Source organism: Enterococcus sp. E4-150 (assembly GCF_035726465.1).
GTDB lineage: Bacteria > Bacillota > Bacilli > Lactobacillales > Enterococcaceae > Enterococcus_B > Enterococcus_B faecium.
The window spans coordinates 66,609-91,191 of record NZ_JAPRGK010000003.1; the positions used below are offsets into that span (position 1 = coordinate 66,609).

Sequence of the window (24,583 nt, forward strand, 5' to 3'; positions counted from 1 at the left end):
TGTCTTAGGTTCACCTCTACTCCATCTACAGCCGCAGTCAGATCGATCACTCTTTAAAATTTTAACCCGTTTCAACGAAGAAAGAAGGAAATGAATATGAGTCAAAGTGTTTTCTTACCAAATTATACCATTGGAACAGATGCGTATGAAAAAGCAAATGGAATCGTCAAAGAATATGGGATAAAAGTAGTGCTGATTGGAGGGAAGACTGCACTTTCAAAGGCAGAAAACAAAATAAAAGCAGCTTTGACACAGGAAATAGAGGTTGTCGCCAGTCTCTGGTACGGGGGTAATTCAACTTATGGAAATATTGAACAGTTGATCCAGCATGAAAGTGTCCAAAAAGCAGACGTCCTGTTTGCAGTCGGTGGTGGCCGTGCTTGCGATACTGTAAAAGTCATTGGTGAAAAACTAGCTAAACCAGTCTTCACCTTTCCCACTATTGGTTCGAACTGTTCGCCCGTCACTGCGGTATGTGTCATCTATAACGAAGAAGGCGTAATGGACGGACTCTTCTTTCCTTCAAAACCACCTGTACACACCTTCATTGATACAGCAATTATTGCCGAAGCACCTGATAAATACTTATGGGCAGGTATTGGCGATGCTTTATCCAAAGAAGTCGAATCTACTTTTTCTGCTCGTGGCGATGATCTAGGCTACACGGATAGATTAGGAATCCAAATCGGAAAAATGTGCATTGATCGTCTCTTGACTTATGGTACGCAAGCATTGAAAGATAGTGCCGACGATCGTCCCTCATATGCAATTGAACAAGTCGTTTCGGATATCATTGTTACTACCGGATTGGTTTCTGTTTTAGTTAACAATAACTATAATTCTGCTATGGCACACTCATTCTATTACGGTACGACTGTTCTAGAAAAAATGGAGGGATACCTTCACGGAGCATCTGTCAGTTATGGTGTACTGACCTTATTGATGATGGATCAGCAGTTCGATTTGTTTGATAAAATCTATGTGTTTATGAAAAAGAACCAACTTCCAGTATCGTTAACCGACATGAATCTCAATGTCACGACCGATTTAGAAGCAATCTTAGATAAAGCCATGGCAACAAATGATATTAAACATGTGCCTTATGAAATCACCCGAGAAAAATTTAAACAGGCCATTCTTGACGTAGAAACTTATCATGCTACACAAGAAAGCCAGCAAGGATATAAGAAAATCAGTTAAATAATTGCTAAAACCCCCATCAAGCAGGCTGTCATCAAATTGAGGACATTTCTTTGCTTGATGAGGGTTTTTCTTGTCAAAAAAAGCTTTATAGCTTTCGCTATAGAATCTTTTCTCTTATTTAAGTTGAACAGTTCCTTAATTAAGAAAACTGCTCCTTTTATGGTAATTGAAAAAACGAGTAGGCTACGATTATTTGGCAACTGTTTTTTTCATTTGCTTGCTTCGCAATTGTCCGCAAGCTGCATCAATATCTGTACCATGTTCTTTACGTATCACACAGTTTACGCCGTTTTTCTTCAATACATCATAAAATCTCAATACATCAGCTTTTGGACTGCGAGAATATTGATCATGTTCACTGACTGGATTATATGGAATCAAGTTGACATATGCTAATTTTTTCTTATCTTTTAATAGATCGGCTAATTGCTGTGCATGCTCTGGTCTGTCATTTACTTGATTTAACATGATATATTCAAACGTGATTCGACGGTTTGTTTTCTCTAAATACTCATCTACAGCTTCCATCAATTTCTCGATTGGGAAACTTCGGTTGATCCGCATGATCGATGTTCGCACCTCATTATTCGGCGCGTGCAAGGAAATAGCCAGATTGACTTGCAAGCCGTTATTAGCGAATTCCTTGATTTTGTGTGCTAATCCACTAGTGGAAACTGTAATGTGCCGAGCACCAATTGCCAATCCTTTGGCATCATTGATGATATGCAAAAAGTCCATTACATTGTCGTAATTATCAAATGGCTCACCGATCCCCATTACAACGACATGTGAAACGCGTTCGCCAAGATTGCGCTCATCAAAATAATGTTGGACCATCATGATCTGCGCAACAATTTCTCCAGCAGTCAGATCACGGTTCTTTTTGAGCAGCCCGCTTGCACAAAATGTACAGCCGATATTACATCCTACTTGTGTCGTCACACAAACTGACAAGCCATATTCTTGTCTCATCAGTACAGTCTCAATCATGTTTTTATCAGGGAGTTCAAACAAATATTTTACTGTACCATCCGAAGCTTCTTGGACGACCATCTGTTTTAGAGGATTGATGATAAAATGCTCCGATAATTTTTCGATCAACTGTTTCGATAGATTCGTCATTTCTGTGAAATTACTTACACGTTTTTGATACAACCATTCCCAAACTTGGGCAGCTCGGAATTTTTTCTCGCGGTTTTCTATAAACCAATTGATTAATTCTTCATTCGTCAAGTCATAAATGGACTGTTTTTCCAAAGTATTTTCCCTCTTTTTCTCAAAGTTTCGCTACATACTATACATGATTCATTTCCTTAATGCAATACTTCACAAATAAATCGAATAGAACTTTAATCTCACAAAAACTAAAAAGACAAGACATCATACCGTATTAGAAAAGATGGAAAAAAACATTTTTTCTTTTGGTATCATCATGCCTTGTCTTTTTATTGGTTATTCGTTTTTCAACCCTTCATCACACAAGTTTTACATGTCATTATCGTCCGGCAACGTTTCTGATGTTTCTTCCTGCTCAATGAATACTTTCCGAGGCTTGCTTCCTTCTGACGGGCCAACAACTCCATGAGCTTCCAGTTCATCTACTAAACGTGCTGCTCGGTTGTAACCGATCCGAAATCTTCTTTGGAGAAGGGAAATACTTGCCGTTTGCATTTCAACAACAAGTGCTTTTGCTTCTTCAAACAGCTCATCTTGTGGCTGTTCTGGAGCACCTGTCGTTTCAACTTCATCTGTCGGCATCATTTTCTCTTCATAATGAGCTTCTTGCTGATCTGTAACAAATTGAACGACCCGTTCTACTTCGTGGTCAGAAATGAATGCTCCTTGCACACGGATCGGTTTATTCTCACCCATTGGCAAGAATAGCATATCTCCTCGCCCTAAGAGCTTTTCTGCCCCATTAGAATCAATGATCGTCCGAGAATCTGTACCGCTTGATACCGCAAATGCCATTCTGGAAGGTACATTTGCTTTGATGATTCCTGTGATAACATCCACACTTGGACGTTGAGTAGCTAGGATCATATGAATCCCCGCCGCCCGAGCCATTTGCGCTAAACGAATAATCGCATCTTCAACTTCATTGCTGGCTACCATCATCAAATCAGCTAATTCATCTACGATCACTACGATGAATGGTAAGGTTGGATGTTTCGTTCCGTTTTCCAAGTTTTTCTGTTGAACAAATTCATTGTAACCAGAAATATTTCTTACTCCGGTTGCCGCGAATTTTTCATATCGTTCTTCCATTTCTTGTACTACTTTTTGTAAGGCTTGCGCTGCTTTTCTAGGGTTCGTCACGACCGGCGTCAACAGATGAGGTATGCCGTTGTACATATTCAATTCAACCATTTTCGGATCGATCATCATCAGTTTTACTTCATGGGGCTTAGCACGCATTAATATACTTGTGATGATCCCATTAATTGCTACTGACTTCCCACTACCAGTCGAACCAGCCACGAGTAAGTGAGGCATCTTCGAAAGATCAGCCGTTTGTACCCGTCCAGAAACATCACGTCCTAAAGGTACTTCTAGTAATTTATCTGGGTGGTTTGGTTGTGCTTCGATGATTTCTCTAAAGGAAACCATACTGATCTTTCCATTTGGTACTTCAATACCAATCAGTGATTTACCTGGAATCGGTGCTTCCATCCGGACATCTTTCGCCGCTAAAGCAAGCGCGATATCATCTGTTAAGTTCACAATTTTACTTACTTTTACCCCTACAGCCGGCTGGACTTCGAATTTTGTGACGGATGGTCCTAAGCTGGCTTTGACGACCTTGGCATCGACACCGAAACTTTGGAAAGTTTGTTCTAATACGCCGATATTTTTTTCAATTTTTTTATACTCATCACTTTGATCCACAGTTGGTATAGAATCAAGCAAATCAACTGTCGGTAATTCATAGTCTTGATTTTCCTGTTCTGCTTCAATCTCAAATTCTAATGAGGTACCGTCATCCTCTGGCAACTCATCTGAAAAACCTTCTGCTGTATTGGTCTGTTTTGGTGTATCTGGTACTGGTTTCTCTAGATTCGCAGGATGGATATTTTCTTGAAAACTGTCGATTGGAACAAAACTTAGCTGCTCCGGCTCTGTATTTTCTGGTTCCTGCCATTCATCAGCAGTATTTCCCCTTTGTTGGCTCACCGCTTTTTTCTTCTCATATTCTGCAGCTTCTTTTTCTGCAGCTTCTTTTGCAGCTAAGCGCCTTGCTTCTTTCGCTTCTGCGCGCTGTTTCATTCTCTCTTCCTTTGCCGCTTGCTTTCGAGCTTGCTTGGCAGGATCACCTTCCAATAATTCCTGTACTCGTTCTCCAATTGATTGGATACTATTTAACAGCTGATAGCCTTCCAGATTACTGAACAGGAATGCTCCTCCTGCCAGTAATAGCACTGCTGCTAAATAACTTCCAGGCTGTGCAATCAAGAAGTAAGTAAAATGATAAAGGATTGCTCCAATCATCCCACCACCAACGTTATTGTCTACTTGACTTTGTTTTATATCACTGGCTAACAAATCCCATGTCGTCCCCATGATATTTGGTTCCCCAGTATGGAGTTTGCCAAATAAATGGGCATGTAACAATAATAAGATACCGAAATAAAAGAGTATGCCGCCAAACCAGCGTCGGTTTTTACCAATTGAAAACTCTGTATTCTTAATGACAATCCAAAATCCTAATACGGCTAATAAAAGACAGAGGATTTGGTAAGTATTTCCTGCAATGATCCGAAAGCCGTTTGCAATCAATATTCCTAAAAAACCTAATTTTAAAAAGCCGAAGACAGCAAATAAAATCAAGGCAAACCCAACACCAATCGTCAGCATTTGTTCCTGCTGCTGTTTTTGCTTTTTCGTTTTTTTCGTCTTTTTCCTTTTTTTAGTAGGCCGTTTCTTTTGTGCCATTTATTATCCCTCATTTCATCAAGTTTCATTATACAAAAAAAAGTAAGGGAACTAAAGTTTTGTTTGAAAGAACTGACGCTTTCTTTCATTTTTCAGCTTATTTTACAGTTTTTCTTAATTTCTAAACGATTTTATCAAAAAAAGGCACGGCCATATCCAGCCGTACCTTCTTGTTTTAAGTATGTGAACTAAAGGTTCTCTCCATTTTCTTCAATCAGTTTTTGATACCAGTAATAACTGTCTTTCTTGTATCGTTCCAAAGATCCTTCTTGTGTTTCATCTTGATCAACATATACAAATCCATATCGCTTTTGATAACCGTTCAGCCAGCTAAGCAAATCTGTATAAGACCAGGTGCAATAGCCTAGGACTTCTGCTCCATCCGAAATTGCTTCTTTGATGGCTTTGACATGGCTTTGTAAGTAATTGATTCGATAGTCGTCATGGATTTGTTTATCTTCTGTCAACTTGTCATACTCTCCTAAACCATTTTCCGTAATCAGTACCGGTATGCGGTAACGGCTTGTGATACGACGCAGTCCGATCCTTAATCCTTCTGGGTCAATCTCCCAGTCCCAATTTGTTCGTTCGACAAATGGATTCTCAACTTTTTTATACATTCCAGGAACTCCAGTTTCTTCTGATGAACCTTTTTTTCCTGTCGTATTCATTTTTCCTGCACCAACTCCGTTTAATGGATTGAATGCATTCGTCGCCGTTTGATAGTAATTGATCCCAAGAAAATCTGGTTTAGCAGATTCTAGCAATTCTGTATCGCCAGCTTCAATCGTTGGTGCCCATCCTTTTTCTTCTAAGAACCTCATGGCAGCAATCGGATATTTTCCCCACATATAGACATCCATCCAATAATTAGCCATCAGGTCTTCTGCATTTTCAGCAGCCAGAACATTTTCAGGATTACTGTCAATTGGATAATTTGGCGTATACGCAAAGCTTGGTCCGATTTTCCCAGGCATTTCTAACTCGTGAAATTTATTGATGACAGATGCATTTGCTAAATTAGCAATATGGTTAACTTCATACATTCGTTTCGGGTCTGTCACACCTGGCGGATGTGCTGCTAACAAATAACCTAATGAAGTGAAGATATTTTGTTCATTCAAACTAATCCAGTAATGGACTTTCCCGCGGAATGCCTCAAATAATGTTTCTGCATAATGAGTGAAATCTTCAATGATCTGACGTGATTCCCAACCATTATATTCATCTTGCAATGCTTGTGGAAGATCCCAATGATATAAAGTCAACATAGGTTCGATATCGTTTTCAATCAATTCATCGATCAATCTCTCATAAAAAGCGAGCCCAGCTTGATTGACTTCTCCTCGTCCATTAGGAAAAATCCGTGTCCAAGCTACAGAGAAGCGGTAAGCTTTCAGACCTTGTTCTTTCATTAAAGCAATATCTTCTTTATAACGATGATAGTGGTCTACTGCCAAATCACCGTTCGTTCCTTTAAATGTCTTTCCAGGTATCCGTACAAATCGATCCCAGACTGATTCTCCTTTCCCATCTTCTTGCCAAGCTCCTTCTACTTGATACGCTGCAGAAGCAGAGCCCCACAGAAAATCTTTTGGAAATGAGGTAAGTTCTTTGTGTTCCATTCATCTCTTCCTTTCCTATAACCTTCAATCGTTCCTCTTTTAGAATAACACGAAACCCCTTCCACAACAAAATAAAATTATGTAAAGGAGGTTGTGACAGAAGTGGTCAGCTTCAAGAAACAAGAAGTAATGTACGAAAATTGCTTCTCAAAGTTTTGTAAAATTTCGGCTTATTTTTCGAAGAAGCTACTTCTGGAACACCATGTATAAGAGGTTGTGAAATCAGCGCTTTGACCTGAGTATTAGAGAAACAAACGGCAAAATAGTTCCTCATATTTTGCCGTTTTTTGAGCTAATACCGAGGGTCAGCTGATTGAACACCGTTTAAGAAAGAGGTTGTGAAAAAGTCGCTTAGTTTCGAGTAGTAAGAAAAATTTTGTGAAAATGGCTTTCTACATTTTTGCATAAATTTGGCTTAATACCGAGAAACTGGCTTTTGAACACCGTTTACCAAGAGGTTGTGAGCCTGCCATTCAGCTTCGAGTCACAAGGAGTTGGCAGGAGAACACTGTTTATTCGGAAAAAGGGACTGTGACACGTCTTTTGTCACAGTCCCCTATTTGTTAATTTCTCGGCGTAACATCTTCGCCAAACCATTTATCGGATATTTTTTGGAATTCACCTGTTTTCTCTAGTTGATCTAGGGCTTCATTGATTTTTTTCACTAATGTACTATCTGACTTGCGTGCACCAACTGCAAAATCCTCACTTTCATAAGAACCTTTTGTTATGTTGAAGTCTTCTAGTTCGTTTCTTTGTTTCAAATAATAGTCTGCGTATACTTTATCCATCAGCAGACCATCGACCCGTCTGCTTTTCAGATCGATCAATGCTTCATTAAAACTATCATACAAAACAGCATCTTGGTTTTTGACTATCTCTTTTAATACTTCTGGTTGTTTCGTAAATACATCATAACCAGATGACCCATTTTGCGCACCTAATCTCTTATTATTCATTTGTCCAAAGTTTGTGATTCCTGATTCTTTAGGTGTGATCAGCACTTGATCGTTTTCCATATAAGGTTTTGTAAATTGCACTTTCTTTTCTCTTGCCGGCGTTTTGGAATAGCCGTTCCATATCAAATCGATCGTTCCATTGTTCAGTTCAAATTCCTTCATTGACCAGTCAATGGGCTGAAAGTCTACCGTAATCCCATATTGTTCAAAGACTGCTTTGGCTAAATCAATATCAAATCCTGTGAGCTTCCCGTCTTTATCTCTAAATCCCATAGGAACAAATGTATCGTCTAAACCTATAACGATTTTTTTCTCTTCGTTGATAGTCGCCCAATTATCTGCTGAAGTTTTTTTGTTCGAACAGCCTGCAAAAAGAAGAAGACCTGCGATCAAAGCGAATAGAAAACTAGTTTTTTTCATCTCTATCTTCTCCTTTCTTAATGAATTGGGGAAACTTTTAGTAATTGATCACCGACATTTTCTGCAAATACTAAATCATGGGTGACAATAATTTGGGTTACCCCATCTTCTTTCAATGATAGGATCAAACGCTCGACTTGCTGGCGTAATTCAGGATCTAAAGCACTTGTTGGTTCATCATAAGCCAATACCCGTGGATTCATAGCCAATGCTCTGGCAATCGCTACCCGCTGTTTTTGTCCGCCAGAAAGCTGATAAGGATAGTTATTCAATAAATCACTAATCCCTAATGAAGCCGCTAATTCTTCTGCTTTTTTGGTGTATTCTTCTTTTGTCTGTTTCAATACCATTTTTGGTGCTAAGGTAATGTTTTCAAAAATATTCAGATGTGGAAATAGCTGGAAGTCTTGGAATACGACTCCTACAACTTGTTCTTTCATTTTAAGCTCGAATGGGTTGAACGGTACACCATCTAAATAAAATTCTCCGCTGTCAGAACTTTCTAAGCCAGCCAAGATACGTAAAAGCGTGGTTTTACCGCCACCGGAAGGACCTACGATAGCTAATGTTTCCCCATCTGGAATGATTAGATTCAAATCTTTGATTATTTTTTTTTCACCAAATGCTTTGTTCACTTTCTTCAATTCAATCATATTTCTTCCTCCTATCAGTTAGCGGTAATAATTTAATTTTCCTTCAACTTGTTTCATTACGATTGTTAGAATACCAGTCAATGTAAGATAGATGATTGCCACGCCTAGCAAAGGCAGTAAAGTCGCGTCGCGTTCCATCGCGATTTTCCCAGCACGCATTACGTCACCTAAACCTAATATATAGATCAAGGAAGAATCTTTGACCAAGTTGATAACTTCATTCCCTACAGAAGGTAAAACAATCTTTGTCACTTGTGGGATGACGATTTTCGTCACCGTTTGAAAGGGACTTAATTGCAAAACTTGCGCTGCTTCATATTGACCTTGAGGAATCGATTGTATCCCTCCACGAAAGATCTCTGCAAAATAAGCTGCATAGTTTAAGATAAAGGCAATGAGTGCTGCTTCGAAACGATCAAAAACGATCCCAATCGTCGGCAACCCATAAAAAATAAAAATCAGTTGCAACAACAGCGGTGTTCCCCGCATAACCCATACATATGTTTGAAGCAAGTAGCTTAGCGGCTTAAAATGCAAAGACAATCCTAATGCTAAAACAATCCCTAATGGTAATGAGCCAAGCAAGGTAAATAAAAATAATTTCAATGTTGTGAGTGCTCCTACTAATAATTGCGGCATAACTTCAATCAAATATTCCATCTTCTTTTCCTCCTTTAAAATAAAAAAATCCTCTTGGCAAATGCCAAGAGGACGTATTATACGTGGTTCCACCTCTGTTTATTTTTTCCTTGCAGAAAAAACCTCACACAGTCGTTGCCGTTCAGATAAAAACAAAAAGTCCTTTGATCCGAAGATCAAAGGACGTTAATCACGTGGTTCCACCTTTTTTTACCGGCTCCTCACGGAAAAGCCAGCCTTATCTGGTCATCTAGCAACGACCGCAGCTGTAACGGGCTCCCCGGATTTTCCTACTATACGCTTCAGAAAATCGACTCCAAGATGTGTTTCACGGTTAACTGCTGCCTCTTTCCACCAACCAGAGACTCTCTAAAAACACCTAACGGTTACTCTTCTTTTCGATGTCATTTGTTTTAACTTTACGTGTAATTTACATGATTATTTTTCATTTGTCAACTCTTTTTTATGATACACTAATAAAAAAAGGGGGGTGATGCGCGATGAGTCGTGCAACCGAACAAGAAGCTTATGAACTACTAAAAAAACTGGGTATCTCTTTTCAAAAAGTCGACCATCCTGCGATTACGTCAGTCAAAAATGTCCCTTTTTCCCTACCTGGTCCGCAAGTAAAAAATCTATTATTGAAATCAAGAAAAGGAAAAAAAATCTATCTTGTCATCTTGCCTGATGAAAAGCATGCCGATTTAAAACAACTAGCTGAACAATTAAAAGAAAAGCGCTTATCTTTTGTTTCTGAAGAACAGCTTCCTGACCTTCTAGGAATTCCAGCAGGTACAGTGACTCCATTAGCATTGATGCACGACACAGAGAAAAAAATCCAAGTCGTGATCGATTCTGCTATTGATCGTCAAGATACCGTAGGCTTTCATCCAAATATCAATACCACTACGTTGATCATGGATTTTTCCGACTTTGAAAAGATACTTGCTTACTTAGAACATCTGCCAGTTTATGAAAATTTGTAGCAAAAAATTCCCCAAAGTTAGATAAATCCATTTAACTTTGGGAATGAATAGAATCATTTGAACCTAGCGTTATTTGAAAAAACTACAATTGAATTAGTAGAAAACTCTTGATTGATACAAATCTTTTTATAAATGCCCAAAAGTAATCGGTGCCGAAGCCATTCCTCGACCTAATTCTTTTTCAAATTTTCCTATTGTTGATATCTCCATATAAAACGGTGAGACTGGTTTAGACAATTCCCCCTTGATTGCTAACGGACGTAAACTACGTTCCAAATTATTCATGACTTTAGGATAATACTGACCTTTTTCTAAGCCTGTTTTTGCTTCTATCAGAAGTATACGTTCCTTTTCATTGATCTCTGGATTTAAAACGAGATCATATAATTTTAGTACCATGTTTTCTATTTCTTCACTTTTAGACATCACAATTTCCTCCCAGAAATATATTTCTCCCCACTACATTCTATAAACAAAGTATACGCTATTTTTAATGGTTTTTAAATCACACAGACATAAATAAAAAAGACAGATACCCGACCAGGGTATCTGTCTTTTGCTTTATGCCAGCTGCAGGGATCGAACCTGTGACCTACGCGTTACGAGTGCGTTGCTCTACCAACTGAGCTAAGCTGGCCTTATCCAAAAGAAATTATATACTCTATTTGGCTGATTGTAAAGAGTCCGATGGAAAATTAGTTTAATTTCATGATATTTTTCATAAAACGTGGTATAATTGATGTGAAAGGCAGGTTTTATGAAAATGGCAACTTTTGGAAAATTTGATACAACTATCGTACCATCGGAAATTGGTGAAAAATTCAAGATCAATACTCACGTAATGTTCACAATTCACGGCAAGTCGCAAACTGGAACGATTTCAAAGCAATTGAAAAATTCCGCTGTTGTTGAGATTGATGAAACTGCGGAAAATGCGAACTTGATGACGCAAAGTAAGGGTGTAGTAATCGTTAACTACAAAGAACTAAAAAAGATTTGAATTTGACCATCTCTGCATTTTTGGGATGGTTTTTTTATATGCAAACGAAAGCTGTGAAAAAGCTGTTCTGCATCAAACGTTAAAAATGACCAAAAAAGGATGTGACAAAAGTTGTGTCACACCCTTTTTCGTATTTACTTATTTTGTACCAAACAAACGGTCACCCGCATCCCCTAGTCCAGGAACGATATAACCATGTTCATTCAATTTTTCATCTAGAGAAGCTGTATAGATGTCAATATCAGGATGCGCTTCTTGCAAAGCTTTTACTCCCTCAGGTGCTGCTACCAAACAAACAAATTTGATGTTCGACGCGCCACGTTCTTTCAATGCATCGATTGCCATGATTGCTGATCCGCCTGTTGCCAACATTGGATCTACTACAAACAACTGACGTGCATCAATGTCTTCTGGAAGTTTGACGAAATATTCATGTGGTTCCAATGTTTCTTCATCTCGATAAAGACCGATATGTCCCACTTTAGCAGCTGGAATCAATTCCAAGATACCGTCAACCATTCCAATACCTGCGCGCAAGATTGGAATAATCGCTACTTTTTTACCAGACAACGTTTTTTGTGTTGTTTCAGTGATCGGTGTTTCGATCACGATGTCTTCCAACGGCATATCGCGTGATACTTCATATGCCATCAACATAGCGATTTCATCGACTACTTCACGAAAAACCTTTGTTCCGCAGTTTTTGTCCCGAATAATAGTTAGTTTGTGTTGAATCAATGGATGATCGATCACTTGAAATTTGCCCATTTTTTAAGCTCTCCTTTGTTCTGTCGTTTCTTTTTAATTGTAAAACAAAATCAAGTGATTGACTAGTCAAACTCGCCATTTTTCCTAAGAAAATCCGTTTTTGAAAAGAAGTTTTCCTGCGGATAAGCAAAGCTTATTCTTTTTTCTTGATCCAAGAAGTAGATAATGCCATTGCTGCACGCGTTGCCTTTGTCTGATCCATAGCATTTACCATGACAAAATCATGGATGATTCCTTGGAAGCGTACTTGTGTAACAGGAACCCCTGCATCACGAAGTTTGCGCGCATAAGCCTCACCTTCATCTCTTAATACATCCGCTTCTCCCGTTAAAATCATTGCTGGAGGAAGATCATTTAGTTCATTTATATTTGCTCTCAAAGGCGAAGCTGTGATTTCAGCACGCTCTTCTTCATTCGTCGTATATTGGTCCCAAAACCACATCATTCCTTCTCTTGTCAAAAAATAGTTTTCTCCGAATTCATGATAGGAATCTGTATCAAAATCAGCGTTTGTGACTGGATAATACAGCAATTGCTTGGATATTGGGAGGCCCTTTCGTTCTTTTGTTAAGATCGTCATGACTGTAGCCATGTTACCACCTACTGAATCTCCTGCAACGATTAGATTCTCGAGATCCAGATTTTTTGACTTGGCTAATTTATTCAGCTGTTGCAACACAGCATAATTTTGTTCAATTGCTGTTGGATATTTTGCTTCTGGTGATCGACTATATTCTGGAAAGACAACGACGGAATTCGTACGAACCGCAAGTTCTCTGATCAATTTATCATGGGTTTGAGCACTGCCAAAAACCCAGCCTGCTCCATGAATATAAAAAATAACTGGTAATTTATCCATATTCCCTTCTGGTCGTACGAGACGAATATTGAGTTTTCCCCATTCGCCAGTATCCACCATCAAGTCTTCAATATCGACGGAATATTTGTTCACAGGTGATTCTTGTACTTCTTCTAGTAAAGCTCTTCCTTCTTCCGGTGCTAGTTCATAGATACGCGGATGAGGCGCATTTGCATCACTGAATGCTACTGCTTCCTTTTCTAACGAGATACGATCAGTCATGACTTTTCCTCCCTGAGATTTAGTGTGAAGACTAAAATTACACCTCATATACTAGAGAGCATCACTGATATTGTCAAAGAATCCGTTTTCCCAAAAAATAAACAGAAAAAAACAGAAAAGCCCAACATTGAACTTTTCTGTTTACTAATGGAATTTAAATTTTTATTTTTTATGCAACGGAAATTTTTCAGTTAATTCGCGTACACCTGTTTTGACTTCGTCTAGTTGAACGTTATCATCTTTTGCTTGTAATGCTTTGACAACTAGTTCAGCCACTTTTACAGCATCTTCTTCTTTGAACCCGCGAGTAGTGATTGCTGGCGTGCCGATTCGAATACCGCTTGTTTTGAATGGACTTAGTGTTTCAAAAGGAATTGAGTTTTTATTTACCGTGATATTCACACTGTCCAAAATGCTCTCTGCTTCTTTTCCATTTATACCTAACTCGCGAACATCGATCAACATCAGATGATTATCTGTCGCCCCTGAAATGACTCTGGTTCCAATTGCTTGATTGAAAACTTTGACCATTGCTTTTGCATTGGCGATGATTTGTTCACTATATTCTTTAAATGCAGGATCTAATGCTTCTTTGAATGCTACTGCTTTACCCGCAATCACATGCTCTAGAGGGCCGCCTTGAATACCAGGAAATACCGCACTATTTATTTTTTTTGCTAATGCTTCATCGTTTGTCAAAATCATGCCGCCTCGAGGGCCACGCAATGTTTTATGAGTGGTAGTCGTTGTGATATCTGCATAAGGAACTGGATTAGGATGAAGTCCTGCTGCTACTAATCCTGCGATATGTGCCATATCTACCATCAGTTTTGCGCCTACTTCATCTGCGATTTCTCTGAATTTCGCAAAGTCGATCGTTCGTCCGTAAGCACTGGCACCTGCTACGATCAATTTTGGTTGATGTTTTCTAGCTAAAATACGTACCACATTATAATCAATAACTTCTGTTGTCGGATCAACACCGTAAGCAACAAAGTGATAGGTTTTGCCACTGAAGTTGACTGGTGATCCATGTGTTAGATGTCCGCCTGCGGAAAGATCCATTCCTAATATCGTGTCCCCTGGTTCTACCAAAGCGAGATAAGCAGCCGTGTTGGCTTGAGAGCCGGAGTGAGGCTGGACGTTCGCAAATTTCGCTCCGAATAATTCTTTTGCACGGTCAATCGCTAAATTTTCAACGATATCGACAAATTCACACCCACCATAATAGCGATGCCCTGGATAACCTTCTGCGTATTTATTTGTCAAGATACTTCCTTGTGCAGCCATCACTGCTTCGGAGACAAAGTTTTCAGAGGCAATCAGCTCCAAATTATGTTCTTGTCTTTCTTCTTCTTTGGCGATCGCAGCCCAAAGATCAGGGTCAAACGTTTTGTAATCTACCACAAACAACAGCTCCTTTTTATTTTCCTACAATTTTATTTTTCCCATCAAAAACAAATTGCCAAATATTCGTATCTCTTCTATTACGATTAGTTACGCTTAGTTTTTCGTTCACTGATAGAAGATTTACTTGATAGCATTGTATCATACTAAAAGAATGCGACAATAACCAATCGATCATTTTTCAAAATAATTTTGTCCTGCTGCTTTTTTCAAGCGATTCATATAAGCATTCCCCAATCCAGTTTCTGGATATACTTGTACAAAAATCAAATCTAATCCAAGTGTTGGTTCATCTAATCCTCTTAGACCTGCAAACAATCCTTTAGCCGCCGCTTCTACTGAGTTGTCGTTATACATATAAACAGCTGCAGTATCTGTCCGCACTTGATCCGCAATTTCGGGGCTTGCTATGACACCTGCACGGATCTTCTTATTTTTTGCCCATTGAACTGCAGTTGACCAATCGCCATCTCTGACCATCAGAACACGTGTATCGGGTGAGTAGTGTTTGTATTTCATCCCAGGCGCTTTTGGTGTTTCATTTTCTTTTACAAGATGCTGATCAATAGCAACAGGAGATTCGATGACTGCTTCGATTTGTTCTTTCGTTACTGCACCTGGTCGTAAAATCATAGGCATGGCTGTTGGATCACTTAAATCAAGAACAGTGGATTCTACACCAATTCGCGTAGCTCCATCATCAATAATCCCGGTAATTTTTCCTTGTAGATCATGATATACATGATCTGCAGTCGTTGGACTTGGTTTTCCCGACGTATTTGCACTTGGACCGACAAGCGGAACACCGGAAAGTTCGATTACTTCTAGTGTTTTTTTGTTATCCGGCATACGAAATGCAGCTGTGGATAATCCTCCCGTCACAACTGAGGGCAAAGTGTCTTTTTTGATCTTAAATATCAAAGTTAGTGGTCCAGGCCAGAAGTTCTTCACAATCTTCTCTGCTGCCGGATGAAAGTTGTCCACATACTCTTTTACTTGTTCAAAAGAGGCGACATGGACGATTAATGGATTATCTTGCGGTCTCCCTTTTACAGAAAACACTTTCTTGACAGCGTTTGGTAAAAGAGCGTTGGCGCCCAATCCGTATACTGTTTCGGTAGGAAAAGCAACAAGTTCTCCTTCTTTCAGTGCTTCGGCTGCCTCTTGCAATTCTGTTTCATCATATCGTTTCGTTTCCACAGTTTATCCACAACCCCTTTTTCATACATTCTTATTTTGTCTGAGTTTATCCTCAAGTTTTCCACTGTTTGTGGATAATCTATTTGTCAATAGTGGATAAACTTGTTGATAAACCAAAAAGTCGTTTACATCCTTGTCAAATAAGTGTTTTTTTATAATAAAAAAACAAATAAAAAATTTTTCATCCACAACTTCAACCATAAACTTGGATCATTCGTTCATTGCCAAAAAGATCCTTTTTTATCGCCACTTTTTTATCTGGAAATGCTTGCTGAAATATTTTTTTTACTGCTTCACCTTGGCGAAATCCGATTTCTAAAAAAATCTTTCCATTTGATTTTAGTACGCTTGGTGCTTCAACTGCTATTTTTTCATAAATAGCTAATCCATCGTTCTCAGCAAAAAGGGCCATTTTAGGTTCGAATGACCGGACACTTTCATCCATCAGTTCCCATTCATTCCGACTGATGTACGGCGGATTAGAAATAATCACATCAAATTGCTGATCCATTACTGGTCCTAATGTATCTCCATGATAAAAACTGATTTTCGTTCCTTCTTTCTGAGCATTTTCTTTCGCTACTTCTAATGCTTCTTCTGAAAGATCCACAGCAGATACATGCCAATTTCTTCTTGCTGCTTTCAAACTAATAGCAATTGCTCCAGTCCCTGTCCCAATATCTATCACTTCTAACGGTACATCAGGCGTCTCGTCTAAACACCATTCGACTAACTCCTCTGTTTCTGGTCGAGGGATCAGTGTTGCTTCAGTTACCTTTAACCGATGATCATAAAAATCTGCATATCCTAGCAAATACTGAGGTGGATGATCTGCAAGCAGAAGTCGCAGATCGGTTTCGATCAACCGCTGTTCTTCTTCTGAAATCTCTTCGTTCATATGAAGGAGCCAATCAAGTTTTTTCCATTGTTTTCGTTCCAAAAATAAAAATTGGATACTATATGCTTCTTTCCCATGATCCTCTAAAAAAGAAGAAGCCCGTGACAGGACTTCTCGATAGGTCATTTTACCCATTTTGCATAGCTTCCAGTTTTGATGTTTGATCATACATGATCAATGCATCAACTATCTCATCTAATTTCCCTGCTAAAATCTGATCTAATTTTTGGATAGTTAATCCGATACGATGATCAGTCACACGATTTTGCGGGAAATTATACGTCCGGATCCGTTCTGAACGATCCCCAGTTCCGACTGCTGATTTTCGATTGGCATCATACTCGCTTTGTGCTTCTTGCTGGATCTTATCGTACACACGAGCACGCAAGATTTTCATTGCTTTTTCACGATTCTTGATTTGAGAACGTTCATCTTGCATAGCAACAACGATCCCTGTTGGTAAGTGAGTCAAACGTACAGCAGATGCTGTTTTATTGACGTGCTGTCCGCCAGCACCTGAAGCATGATAGATATCTGTACGGATATCTTTGTCTTCAATATCGATCTCTACTTCTTCAGCTTCTGGCATCACGACAACTGTTGCGGTGGAAGTATGGATACGCCCTTGCGATTCAGTTGAAGGAACACGCTGGACGCGGTGCGCACCACTTTCATATTTTAATTTCGAATATACGTTGTCTCCGGTGATCATCATGATCACTTCTTTATATCCACCGATTCCGGTAACGTTAGCTTCCATCACTTCTGTTTTCCAGCCTTGTGCTTCAGCATACTTTTGGTACATATTGAAAAGATCGCCAGCGAATAATGCTGCTTCGTCTCCGCCTGCTGCTCCACGGATTTCCATGATGATATTTTTATCGTCATTTGGATCTTTTGGTAAAAGCAAGATCTTGATTTTTTCTTCTAAGACTTCTTTTTCTTTTTTTAATTCAGATAATTCTTCTTTTGCTAGTTCAGCCATTTCATCATCCAGTTTTTCACCAAGCAGTTCTTCTGTATCGGTGATTCCTTGTACTACTTCTTTATAACGACGATAAACTTCGACTGTTTCGCGCGTGTTTGCTTCTTCTTTTGAAAGCTGCATAAAACGCTTTGTATCAGAAATCACTTCTGGGTCACTTAAAAGTTCTCCAAGCTCTTCATAACGGTCTTCAATTGCTTGTAATTGATCGTACATGCTTATTCTCCTTCTGTAATCATTGATGGGTGAAAGTAATGTTTTCGACAAACGGGGTAATAAGCTTCATTTCCGCCGATTTGCACTTGATCGCCTTCATAAACAGGGTTTCCATCAATATAATGTAAATTCATGATTGCTTTTTTGTGGCAGAACCAACAGATTGTTTTCATTTCTTCGATTTTGTCTGCATAAAGCAATAAATATTTTGATCCTTCAAATAACTCGTTTCGAAAATCATTTTTCAAACCAAATGCCATAACCGGAATATCCAATTCGTCCACAATTCTCGTAAAAGCAATGACATGTTTCTTTTTTAAGAATTGCGCTTCATCGATCAGCACACAATAGGGTTTGCTTTCCATTTTCTGAATTACGTCAAATACGTCTGTTTCTTCAAATATCGGCATCGCATTACGTTTCAGTCCGATTCGGCTTGAAACAACGCCTAAACCATCTCTTGTATCAATACCGCTTGTCATTAAGACAACTGGCTTATTTTGTTCTTCATAATTATGTGCGACTTTTAGGATCTCGATCGTCTTGCCGCTATTCATTGCGCCATACTTAAAAAATAGTTGTGCCATGCTCTTTTTCACCTTCCAGTTTGTTCCTATGGTATTATACTTGATTTTCAGCATTTTTTACAGTGAGAATTTTCATCAAGCACAGATTAGTATTAAATCTATTGCTCACTTTTGTTCCAATTTTTTGACAAGAACTAAACATGGGTTCCATTCATCCCATAAATTTGGAAAAACTTCCAACCTTGAAAATCCTAATGATTCGTAGAAACAAATAGTTTGATCATATATAGAGTAGTGCCCCTCGTCTACAGTCTTCACTTGCAAATATTTGTAATGTTTTGCTGCGTAACCTTCTGCTTCTTTAAAAAGTTTTGTTCCTAATCCTTGGTGATGATAGTCTTTTTTTATTCCCATACAATAGATTTCGGCAGTATCTTCACTTGTCTGTGAAAGAGTGATAAAGCCTAAATATTCTTCTTTTCTTTTTTCACACCATAAAGGTAGTTTACTTGATTCCTCGATATATTTTTCCGTTGATTCAGGAAGCCCAAACCACTCAGGCAAGTCTAGTAATATTTCTCGGACACACTTTCCTTTTTCCTCTCTATCTTTTACAAACGATATCGGCATTTCTTTCTAGATTCTCCCTTTTTGAATTGAGTATAGCATGCTTTCTTTCTTTTCACGTGCTATAATAAGTTAAAATTTCAAAGTTTTACGTAAGGAGCTATTTGATGACAAAAAATATTTTTGATTCCATCGCTAACCATTATGATTCCCCTGACCGTCAAGCATTAGCCAAGATTATTCGCGAAGAACTAACTACTTATCTACCGCGCGACAGCCACCAAAAAGTCCTGCTGGATTGCGGAGGCGGAACTGGGCTTGTTAGTTTACCGCTCGCGGAAAGATTCAAAGAACTGATCATTGCCGATGCTTCAGAAACTATGCTGAAAATGGCAGAAGAAAAGATCCAAGCAGCAGATCTGAAAAATGTCCGAACGATCCACGCTGATGCTTCTGTCGAATTTCCTGCTGTCCAAGCTAATCTCATCCTTCTATCACTTGTACTTTTACACATTCCTGATACGGAGAATATTCTTACAAAACTTTATGAAATTTTAGCTCCTGGCGGTCAATTGATCATCGTAGACTTTGACAAGAATGAACAAATTAGTCATCCGAAAGTCCATAATGGCTTTAGCCAAGAAGAATTGAATAATCGATTGGAAAAAACGGGCTTTGTCTCTGCTACTAGTCATACCTTCCATCGTGGGGAAAAGCTATTTATGAACAAAAACGCTTCGCTTTTCTTATCCATCAGCCAAAAATCTTAAAATGAGATTGCAAAAAAAGTGAGCAACTCCAAGAAATAAGAAGGAATTTTCGGAAAAAGAAGCTGTGACAAAAAACATGTCACAGCTTCTTTTTATTTTTTCATCACATAATTTTGATTTCTGAAAGAGGCCAATAACGGAAAACAACTTTTCCTTGGATCATATCTTTGTCGACTAACCCAAACATTCGGCTGTCTTTTGAAATCAAGCGGTTATCGCCTAGAACAAGATACTTTCCTTTTGGCACAGTATATTCAAAGTCACTCGTAAAGGTGGATGAACTTTCTGCTTGTGCTTGGAATCCTGAGCTATAAGCATATTCTCCTTGTAACTTATCTTCTGAAAATTCTTTTTTGAACTCATCCAGATAAGGTTCATCATACTTTTTGCCATTAATGGTCAACTGGTCATTTTCCATCTTGACTGTATCTCCAGGCATACCGATGATCCGTTTAACAATCATCCGTTCTTCACCCCCCGGTTCCTTTGTAGTAATAATATCCATTCGTTCATAGTTTGAGATCTTAGATGAAATCAATCGTTGTCCATCACTTAATGTAGGGTCCATCGAATGCCCGTTTACAGTAACTGGTGTAAACACGTACACTCTAGCTAATAAAATAGCCGCTAATACAAGGATCAAAATCCCCCAATTTTTCAAAAATTCTTTCACAGCTTACCTCCTACTTGTATTTTTCTAGTTATTTATTACGTTTTTTCACAATACTTCGTTGTACTTTCTTTATTCTACAATGTTTATAAATGAAAGGAAAGAATAAGTGATGTGTTCGTCTTATCTTTCTCGTTATATAAAAAAGGAACGTGACAAAAGACGTGTCACATCCCCCTTATTCCGAATAAACGTTTTTATCGCAACCACTGATACACGGCGTTTCATCACATTATGAATGTCTTCTTCTTTGGCTACGACTATAAACCACTGGTTCTTCCTGCGACTGTGCCTTTTTTGCAATCAATTTCAGACGATAAGGCTCATGATAGCGTAACCCGTCTTTGACAAAATCACCGCCGACGATGAACAATCCGACAGGTTCCAATGTGTCTTCTGTTGAGTCTAGTCGAATGGTCCCTACTTTTTCCATGTCCGAGTAGCTTCGTCCAATATTTAGAACATACTCTTTCTCTCCTGTTTTCTTAACATAGTAATAAGGATACAATGTATTTCTGTCGACCAGAAATCCATCCATGCGACCGAGTTCATTTGTTTTGATCTCACCATTTCCAATCAAATACCGCATATTCTCGGCTAATTTCAATTGATAATCTTCGTCATAAGAAACCATGACCTCTTGTGTATTCACTTTATCGATCGAATTTCCATTATCTATCGATTCTTCTGTCTGGATGTTGAACGCTTCATCAGGTAAATACTTCACAAAAAGCTGAGTGACATCGGCTTTCGTGTTTTTATCTAAAAAGTAATAAAATACATTTAAAACAGTAAAATAAACAAGCACTAGAAATGCAAGTCCATATAAGAAAAATTGAAGATAGTTTTGGTTTTGCCAAAGTCCATAAACAATTCTCAATAAATAAAGCGTGGGAATCACACTTAAAATCGTATATCCACGGTTAAGATATTTAGGACTGATGTCTAAATAGCCAAGGAATTTATGCACCCCGTTGATAAGGTCTAGTAAAAATGTCATTGAGAATCACCTGCTTGCTGGTTATACGTTTGGGTATTTCCTGAATCTTGGTTTTGCTGTGCTGTACGTGCTGCATCATCATTTTGCGTGTTATCATCTACAGTCGTACTGCTTGGTATCGTTTCGGAGCTAGCACTTGTATCCGGACTTGTACTTGGATTGGTTGAATCCGATGGAGTGCCATCTGGTACCGTATTACTTGTTTCGCTTGAGCTGTCAGTTGTATATGTCTCATCATACGACGAACTAGTTGTTGTATCGTCCCATGTACTTGTCGTAGTGGTTTCATTCAAACTTTCCGTTGTTGTTGGTTCAGATGTCGAGACTGAAGTAGTTGGTGTTGTTTCTTCTACAGTACTAGAACTTGAACTTGGTGCACGGTAGCTGGAACTATTCACAATACCTGTAGTAGTCGCGACAATCGTCGAGATTGTTAATACAGCGATTGGCTTCAAAATAGGTGCTACTTTTCGCATCTTATCTCTTCCTTCATTGAAATTTATTCTTGTTTCCTTACTTTACTACGGACAAATTATACAGTCTACCTTATTTCTATCATAAATTCTTTATTTTTTTCTTACGTTTTTCCGAAAGATTTCTTTAATTTTCCTCAAAAACTACGGTTGATGTTTTTAAGTAAGCTTTTGCTTCCCGATTGATTTCTTTCAGATCGCATCCTTGCTGCTTGGCAGCGAACACGCAACCACAATAACATTGGCGATAAATATCATACTCTTTGCACATTTGCAAAGAGCGTTCATAGCCTTTGTTTTTCTTGAAATCACTTGGCAAGTATTGTGTCCCGTAAATCTTTTGTATATCCATTCCGATCTGATTGATCAAGGCTGCATTTTTCTTTGGCGAGATGGTCAGGGCACTTCCAAAATAATCGTATCCTAGTTCTTGCGCTTTTTGCGCAACAAGATCTAATCGCATATTGAAGCATGCACTGCAGCGAGCACCACCTTCTTTTTCGTTTTCAAGATGGTTTGTTAAAACCATTTTGGTGAATTCATTTGGACGGTATTCATCAACGATTAGCGCTACATGATGGTCAGTTTTCTCATTAAATTGGTCTACAAATCGTTTTTGTTCATGTAATCTTCGCAAATACTCACTTTTAGGATGAATATTCGAATTTGAAAAAAATAACGTGATCTCTGCATATTGAGACATGAATTCCAATGTGTGCGTACTGCAAGGAGCACAGCATGTATGTATTAATATCTTAGGCTTTACTTCTTCTTTCTCCCATTGCATGATCATTTTTTTCAGAACTGTATCATAATTTATTTTTTGATTTTTCATTTTTTCTACGATTTGTTGAGCATTAATCAATTTGTTATTCCTCCTCCTTCTTTTTTCTAGGATTTGCCTTATTATAAGCCATTTCTATTTTAATCGAAAGCTGTATTGTTATCTGTTTAATAATTTCTTTGAGTATTCCTAATTCCCCTTGTATACTGGTAGAAACGACTATTGTCAGGAGGATAGTACTGTGCATGTTGATTTATTCTTTCGAAGGCTGCAGCGGCGAGGACAGAAGTTTGCTGCCAATCATTTCTCATCGATCCAAATCATCGTTTTTTATTATATATTGATGACGGTCTTATCACTCGTTCTATTTTATATGCCGATTTTTCGCGAACCAGATAGCCATGTTTCTTTTGTGGACATGCTGTTCATGGCAATCAGTACAGTGAGTGTGACTGGACTATCGACTTTTGATATCAATTCTGTGTTCAATGATAACGGTATTATACTGCTGGAAATATTATTTCAAGTTGGTGGTTTGGGGATCATGATGATTTCTACTGCTTTTGTCATTTTTTCTAAACGACGGATCACACTGAAACAGCGACAGCTGATCATGACGGATATGAATCAACCGCGTTTGTCTGGTATCGTCCGACTGATTCGGATCACTTTTGCTATTTTAATCTGGTTTCAATTACTTTTTGGGACATTCTTTTCTATTTATTTTTATTACAGAGGCTATTTTGATCGTTGGCGTGATGCCGTTTTTTACGGTTTTTATCAGGCGATATCGGCTGTCACGAACTCTGGGTTTGACGTCACTGGGGATTCCATCAAGCCCTTTGCACATGACTATTTTTTCTTGATCCTGATCATGTTTTTGATTTTTGTCGGAGGAATTGGTTTTCCTGTATTGATGGAGTGCCGGGAATGGCTATTATACAAACGTTCCAATGCGAAGCTTCCGTTTCGTTTTTCCTTGTTTACCAAATTAGCTGTGTTAGCTTTTGTTATCTTGTTTGTTTCGGGAACTGTCTTGATTTATCTATTGGAAAAGGACCATTTATTCCAAGATTCCAATATGAGTGTCAAATGGATCAATTCGATGTTTTATTCGATTACGACTCGTAATGCTGGTCTGCAGATTCACGATTTGGGTGATTTTCAAATCACAACACTGATCATTTTTTCTTTACTGATGTTTATCGGATGCAGTCCTAGTTCTGTAGGGGGCGGGATTCGAACAACTACTGTAGCAATCATCGGTTTGTATCTATATTCCTTCCTCAAAAGTGAAGATAACATCAATATTTTTGGACGGAGAATCGATCAAGATGATGTGCGAAAATCAGTCGTTGTCTTTATGCTTTCTCTTGGTATGTGTTTCTTTTGTATCGTTTTTTTATCTGCTACAGAAGAACAAACGCTGATCTCGATCATCATCGAAGTAACTTCTGCGTTTGGAACAACTGGTTTATCTTTAGGGATTACCGGAGACTTGTCTGTTGTGGGCAAAATCACGATTGCTGCACTGATGTTTATTGGGCGGATCGGAATGCTATATACATTGATGTTATTCGTACCAAAAGAAACACGAGATCTAGGCTATGAATATCCAAGCGAGAAAATTATTATCGGTTAAAATGGGAATATAGGTAAGAGGGAATAATAAAATCACAGCAGCTTGGAACAATCATTTTGTTTCAAGCTGTTTTTTTGTTAAATCATGCGATTTTGTCCGAATTCATGCACTTTCAGCCGTAACCTTTTCTTAAGAATAAGAAAAGCAATTTAACCTTTTTTTCAACATATGGTATGA

The 24,583-nt window shown here is 38.5% G+C and carries 26 protein-coding genes, 1 tRNA gene and 1 other annotated feature; of the genes, 5 read left to right on the forward strand and 22 right to left on the reverse strand.

The genetic code is table 11. The annotated features are described in order from the left end of the window. The first annotated feature begins 96 nt into the window (after positions 1–96). Entirely contained in the window at positions 97–1,200 is a 1,104-nt protein-coding gene (locus OZ002_RS03735; RefSeq protein ID WP_325082875.1) for an iron-containing alcohol dehydrogenase family protein, read from the forward strand. Here OZ002_RS03735 and OZ002_RS03740 read toward each other — a convergent pair. The 7 genes from OZ002_RS03740 to OZ002_RS03770 form a co-directional block, all read right to left on the reverse strand. Next, on the reverse strand, positions 1,197–1,403 hold the full coding sequence (locus OZ002_RS03740) for a hypothetical protein (RefSeq protein ID WP_002307236.1): 207 nt from the start codon (positions 1,401–1,403) through the stop codon (positions 1,197–1,199). The genes OZ002_RS03735 and OZ002_RS03740 overlap by 4 nt on opposite strands. Continuing rightward, positions 1,393–2,460 carry a 23S rRNA (adenine(2503)-C(2))-methyltransferase RlmN gene (rlmN, locus tag OZ002_RS03745; RefSeq protein ID WP_156249240.1) on the reverse strand — a complete coding sequence of 356 codons (1,068 nt, stop codon included), beginning with the start codon at positions 2,458–2,460 and terminating at the stop codon, positions 1,393–1,395. The genes OZ002_RS03740 and rlmN overlap by 11 nt, the downstream gene beginning before the upstream one ends. A 228-nt stretch (positions 2,461–2,688) precedes the next feature. Beyond that, on the reverse strand, positions 2,689–5,136 hold the full coding sequence (locus OZ002_RS03750; protein ID WP_156249241.1) for a DNA translocase FtsK: 2,448 nt from the start codon (positions 5,134–5,136) through the stop codon (positions 2,689–2,691). 188 nt (positions 5,137–5,324) lie between these two features. Next, positions 5,325–6,761 (reverse strand): glycoside hydrolase family 1 protein, encoded by a 1,437-nt coding sequence (locus OZ002_RS03755; RefSeq protein ID WP_156249242.1) that lies wholly within the window; start codon positions 6,759–6,761, stop codon positions 5,325–5,327. A 563-nt stretch (positions 6,762–7,324) separates the two neighbouring features. Beyond that, positions 7,325–8,140: an amino acid ABC transporter substrate-binding protein gene (locus OZ002_RS03760; RefSeq protein WP_002289242.1), complete on the reverse strand. Its 816-nt coding sequence runs from the start codon at positions 8,138–8,140 to the stop codon at positions 7,325–7,327. A gap of 17 nt (positions 8,141–8,157) precedes the next feature. Further along, positions 8,158–8,793, reverse strand: coding sequence for an amino acid ABC transporter ATP-binding protein (locus OZ002_RS03765; RefSeq protein ID WP_002307226.1), 636 nt, complete (start codon positions 8,791–8,793; stop codon positions 8,158–8,160). An 18-nt stretch (positions 8,794–8,811) separates the two neighbouring features. Then, positions 8,812–9,453: an amino acid ABC transporter permease gene (locus OZ002_RS03770; RefSeq protein ID WP_125178993.1), complete on the reverse strand. Its 642-nt coding sequence runs from the start codon at positions 9,451–9,453 to the stop codon at positions 8,812–8,814. A 155-nt stretch (positions 9,454–9,608) separates the two neighbouring features. Further along, positions 9,609–9,843: a binding site (T-box leader), on the reverse strand. An 89-nt stretch (positions 9,844–9,932) separates the two neighbouring features. Here OZ002_RS03770 and OZ002_RS03775 point away from each other — a divergent pair. Then, on the forward strand, positions 9,933–10,418 hold the full coding sequence (locus OZ002_RS03775) for a prolyl-tRNA synthetase associated domain-containing protein (protein ID WP_125178992.1): 486 nt from the start codon (positions 9,933–9,935) through the stop codon (positions 10,416–10,418). Positions 10,419–10,544: 126 nt separating this feature from the next. Here OZ002_RS03775 and OZ002_RS03780 read toward each other — a convergent pair whose 3' ends face one another. Both OZ002_RS03780 and OZ002_RS03785 read right to left on the reverse strand, forming a co-directional pair. Continuing rightward, the gene (locus tag OZ002_RS03780) at positions 10,545–10,844 is read right to left on the reverse strand and encodes a bacteriocin immunity protein (RefSeq protein WP_002291543.1); all 300 of its coding nucleotides are present in this window, start codon (positions 10,842–10,844) and stop codon (positions 10,545–10,547) included. A gap of 138 nt (positions 10,845–10,982) precedes the next feature. Next, positions 10,983–11,055, reverse strand: a tRNA-Thr gene (locus OZ002_RS03785). Between the two features lie 120 nt (positions 11,056–11,175). Here OZ002_RS03785 and OZ002_RS03790 point away from each other — a divergent pair. After that, positions 11,176–11,418 carry a hypothetical protein gene (locus tag OZ002_RS03790; RefSeq protein ID WP_002294094.1) on the forward strand — a complete coding sequence of 81 codons (243 nt, stop codon included), beginning with the start codon at positions 11,176–11,178 and terminating at the stop codon, positions 11,416–11,418. Between the two features lie 138 nt (positions 11,419–11,556). Here the strand turns inward: OZ002_RS03790 and upp are convergent, their stop codons facing one another. The 9 genes from upp to OZ002_RS03835 form a co-directional block, all read right to left on the reverse strand. Further along, positions 11,557–12,186 carry a uracil phosphoribosyltransferase gene (gene upp, locus OZ002_RS03795; protein WP_002294095.1) on the reverse strand — a complete coding sequence of 210 codons (630 nt, stop codon included), beginning with the start codon at positions 12,184–12,186 and terminating at the stop codon, positions 11,557–11,559. Between the two features lie 133 nt (positions 12,187–12,319). Then, positions 12,320–13,267 (reverse strand): alpha/beta hydrolase, encoded by a 948-nt coding sequence (locus OZ002_RS03800; RefSeq protein WP_086319461.1) that lies wholly within the window; start codon positions 13,265–13,267, stop codon positions 12,320–12,322. A gap of 162 nt (positions 13,268–13,429) precedes the next feature. Next, the gene (gene glyA, locus OZ002_RS03805) at positions 13,430–14,674 is read right to left on the reverse strand and encodes a serine hydroxymethyltransferase (protein ID WP_002300132.1); all 1,245 of its coding nucleotides are present in this window, start codon (positions 14,672–14,674) and stop codon (positions 13,430–13,432) included. Positions 14,675–14,848: 174 nt separating this feature from the next. Next, complete coding sequence (locus tag OZ002_RS03810) at positions 14,849–15,874, reverse strand: L-threonylcarbamoyladenylate synthase (RefSeq protein ID WP_002318664.1); 1,026 nt, start codon at positions 15,872–15,874, stop codon at positions 14,849–14,851. Between the two features lie 21 nt (positions 15,875–15,895). After that, positions 15,896–16,075 (reverse strand): hypothetical protein, encoded by a 180-nt coding sequence (locus tag OZ002_RS03815; protein ID WP_002300130.1) that lies wholly within the window; start codon positions 16,073–16,075, stop codon positions 15,896–15,898. After that, complete coding sequence (gene prmC / locus OZ002_RS03820) at positions 16,068–16,907, reverse strand: peptide chain release factor N(5)-glutamine methyltransferase (RefSeq protein ID WP_002325410.1); 840 nt, start codon at positions 16,905–16,907, stop codon at positions 16,068–16,070. Before prmC ends, OZ002_RS03815 begins: the two co-directional genes overlap by 8 nt. Then, positions 16,900–17,973 carry a peptide chain release factor 1 gene (prfA, locus tag OZ002_RS03825; protein WP_002289676.1) on the reverse strand — a complete coding sequence of 358 codons (1,074 nt, stop codon included), beginning with the start codon at positions 17,971–17,973 and terminating at the stop codon, positions 16,900–16,902. The genes prmC and prfA overlap by 8 nt, the downstream gene beginning before the upstream one ends. Before the next feature lie 2 nt (positions 17,974–17,975). Continuing rightward, positions 17,976–18,560 carry a thymidine kinase gene (locus OZ002_RS03830; protein WP_002289675.1) on the reverse strand — a complete coding sequence of 195 codons (585 nt, stop codon included), beginning with the start codon at positions 18,558–18,560 and terminating at the stop codon, positions 17,976–17,978. Between the two features lie 105 nt (positions 18,561–18,665). After that, positions 18,666–19,130 (reverse strand): GNAT family N-acetyltransferase, encoded by a 465-nt coding sequence (locus OZ002_RS03835; RefSeq protein WP_002307216.1) that lies wholly within the window; start codon positions 19,128–19,130, stop codon positions 18,666–18,668. Between the two features lie 104 nt (positions 19,131–19,234). Between OZ002_RS03835 and OZ002_RS03840 the strand changes: the two genes are divergently transcribed. Next, the gene (locus tag OZ002_RS03840; RefSeq protein WP_125178990.1) at positions 19,235–19,837 is read left to right on the forward strand and encodes a class I SAM-dependent methyltransferase; all 603 of its coding nucleotides are present in this window, start codon (positions 19,235–19,237) and stop codon (positions 19,835–19,837) included. 103 nt (positions 19,838–19,940) lie between these two features. Here the strand turns inward: OZ002_RS03840 and lepB are convergent, their stop codons facing one another. The 4 genes from lepB to OZ002_RS03860 all read right to left on the reverse strand — a co-directional run bounded on the left by lepB (position 19,941) and on the right by OZ002_RS03860 (position 22,845). Further along, the gene (gene lepB / locus OZ002_RS03845) at positions 19,941–20,510 is read right to left on the reverse strand and encodes a signal peptidase I (protein ID WP_325082878.1); all 570 of its coding nucleotides are present in this window, start codon (positions 20,508–20,510) and stop codon (positions 19,941–19,943) included. Positions 20,511–20,739: 229 nt separating this feature from the next. Beyond that, positions 20,740–21,507 (reverse strand): DUF6681 family protein, encoded by a 768-nt coding sequence (locus tag OZ002_RS03850; RefSeq protein ID WP_002302142.1) that lies wholly within the window; start codon positions 21,505–21,507, stop codon positions 20,740–20,742. After that, on the reverse strand, positions 21,504–21,983 hold the full coding sequence (locus OZ002_RS03855) for a hypothetical protein (RefSeq protein ID WP_002294107.1): 480 nt from the start codon (positions 21,981–21,983) through the stop codon (positions 21,504–21,506). Before OZ002_RS03855 ends, OZ002_RS03850 begins: the two co-directional genes overlap by 4 nt. A gap of 124 nt (positions 21,984–22,107) precedes the next feature. Further along, positions 22,108–22,845, reverse strand: coding sequence for an epoxyqueuosine reductase QueH (locus OZ002_RS03860; protein ID WP_002287242.1), 738 nt, complete (start codon positions 22,843–22,845; stop codon positions 22,108–22,110). Positions 22,846–23,005: 160 nt separating this feature from the next. On the opposite strand from OZ002_RS03860, the gene OZ002_RS03865 reads away from it, so the two are divergent. Next, positions 23,006–24,406 (forward strand): TrkH family potassium uptake protein, encoded by a 1,401-nt coding sequence (locus OZ002_RS03865; protein WP_002307209.1) that lies wholly within the window; start codon positions 23,006–23,008, stop codon positions 24,404–24,406. Positions 24,407–24,583 lie beyond the last annotated feature (177 nt).

Bases quoted from the DNA above. Each gene is read 5' to 3' on its own strand.
- OZ002_RS03735 (WP_325082875.1), top strand. From the start codon at position 97: ATGAGTCAAAGTGTTTTCTTACCAAATTATACCATTGGAACAGATGCG.
- OZ002_RS03750 (WP_156249241.1), bottom strand. From the start codon at position 5,136: ATGGCACAAAAGAAACGGCCTACTAAAAAAAGGAAAAAGACGAAAAAA.
- OZ002_RS03755 (WP_156249242.1), bottom strand. From the start codon at position 6,761: ATGGAACACAAAGAACTTACCTCATTTCCAAAAGATTTTCTGTGGGGC.
- OZ002_RS03760 (WP_002289242.1), bottom strand. From the start codon at position 8,140: ATGAAAAAAACTAGTTTTCTATTCGCTTTGATCGCAGGTCTTCTTCTT.
- OZ002_RS03765 (WP_002307226.1), bottom strand. From the start codon at position 8,793: ATGATTGAATTGAAGAAAGTGAACAAAGCATTTGGTGAAAAAAAAATA.
- OZ002_RS03770 (WP_125178993.1), bottom strand. From the start codon at position 9,453: ATGGAATATTTGATTGAAGTTATGCCGCAATTATTAGTAGGAGCACTC.
- OZ002_RS03775 (WP_125178992.1), top strand. From the start codon at position 9,933: ATGAGTCGTGCAACCGAACAAGAAGCTTATGAACTACTAAAAAAACTG.
- OZ002_RS03780 (WP_002291543.1), bottom strand. From the start codon at position 10,844: ATGTCTAAAAGTGAAGAAATAGAAAACATGGTACTAAAATTATATGAT.
- OZ002_RS03790 (WP_002294094.1), top strand. From the start codon at position 11,176: ATGAAAATGGCAACTTTTGGAAAATTTGATACAACTATCGTACCATCG.
- upp (WP_002294095.1), bottom strand. From the start codon at position 12,186: ATGGGCAAATTTCAAGTGATCGATCATCCATTGATTCAACACAAACTA.
- OZ002_RS03800 (WP_086319461.1), bottom strand. From the start codon at position 13,267: ATGACTGATCGTATCTCGTTAGAAAAGGAAGCAGTAGCATTCAGTGAT.
- OZ002_RS03815 (WP_002300130.1), bottom strand. From the start codon at position 16,075: ATGGTTGAAGTTGTGGATGAAAAATTTTTTATTTGTTTTTTTATTATA.
- prmC (WP_002325410.1), bottom strand. From the start codon at position 16,907: ATGGGTAAAATGACCTATCGAGAAGTCCTGTCACGGGCTTCTTCTTTT.
- prfA (WP_002289676.1), bottom strand. From the start codon at position 17,973: ATGTACGATCAATTACAAGCAATTGAAGACCGTTATGAAGAGCTTGGA.
- OZ002_RS03830 (WP_002289675.1), bottom strand. From the start codon at position 18,560: ATGGCACAACTATTTTTTAAGTATGGCGCAATGAATAGCGGCAAGACG.
- OZ002_RS03835 (WP_002307216.1), bottom strand. From the start codon at position 19,130: ATGCCGATATCGTTTGTAAAAGATAGAGAGGAAAAAGGAAAGTGTGTC.
- OZ002_RS03840 (WP_125178990.1), top strand. From the start codon at position 19,235: ATGACAAAAAATATTTTTGATTCCATCGCTAACCATTATGATTCCCCT.
- OZ002_RS03850 (WP_002302142.1), bottom strand. From the start codon at position 21,507: ATGACATTTTTACTAGACCTTATCAACGGGGTGCATAAATTCCTTGGC.
- OZ002_RS03855 (WP_002294107.1), bottom strand. From the start codon at position 21,983: ATGCGAAAAGTAGCACCTATTTTGAAGCCAATCGCTGTATTAACAATC.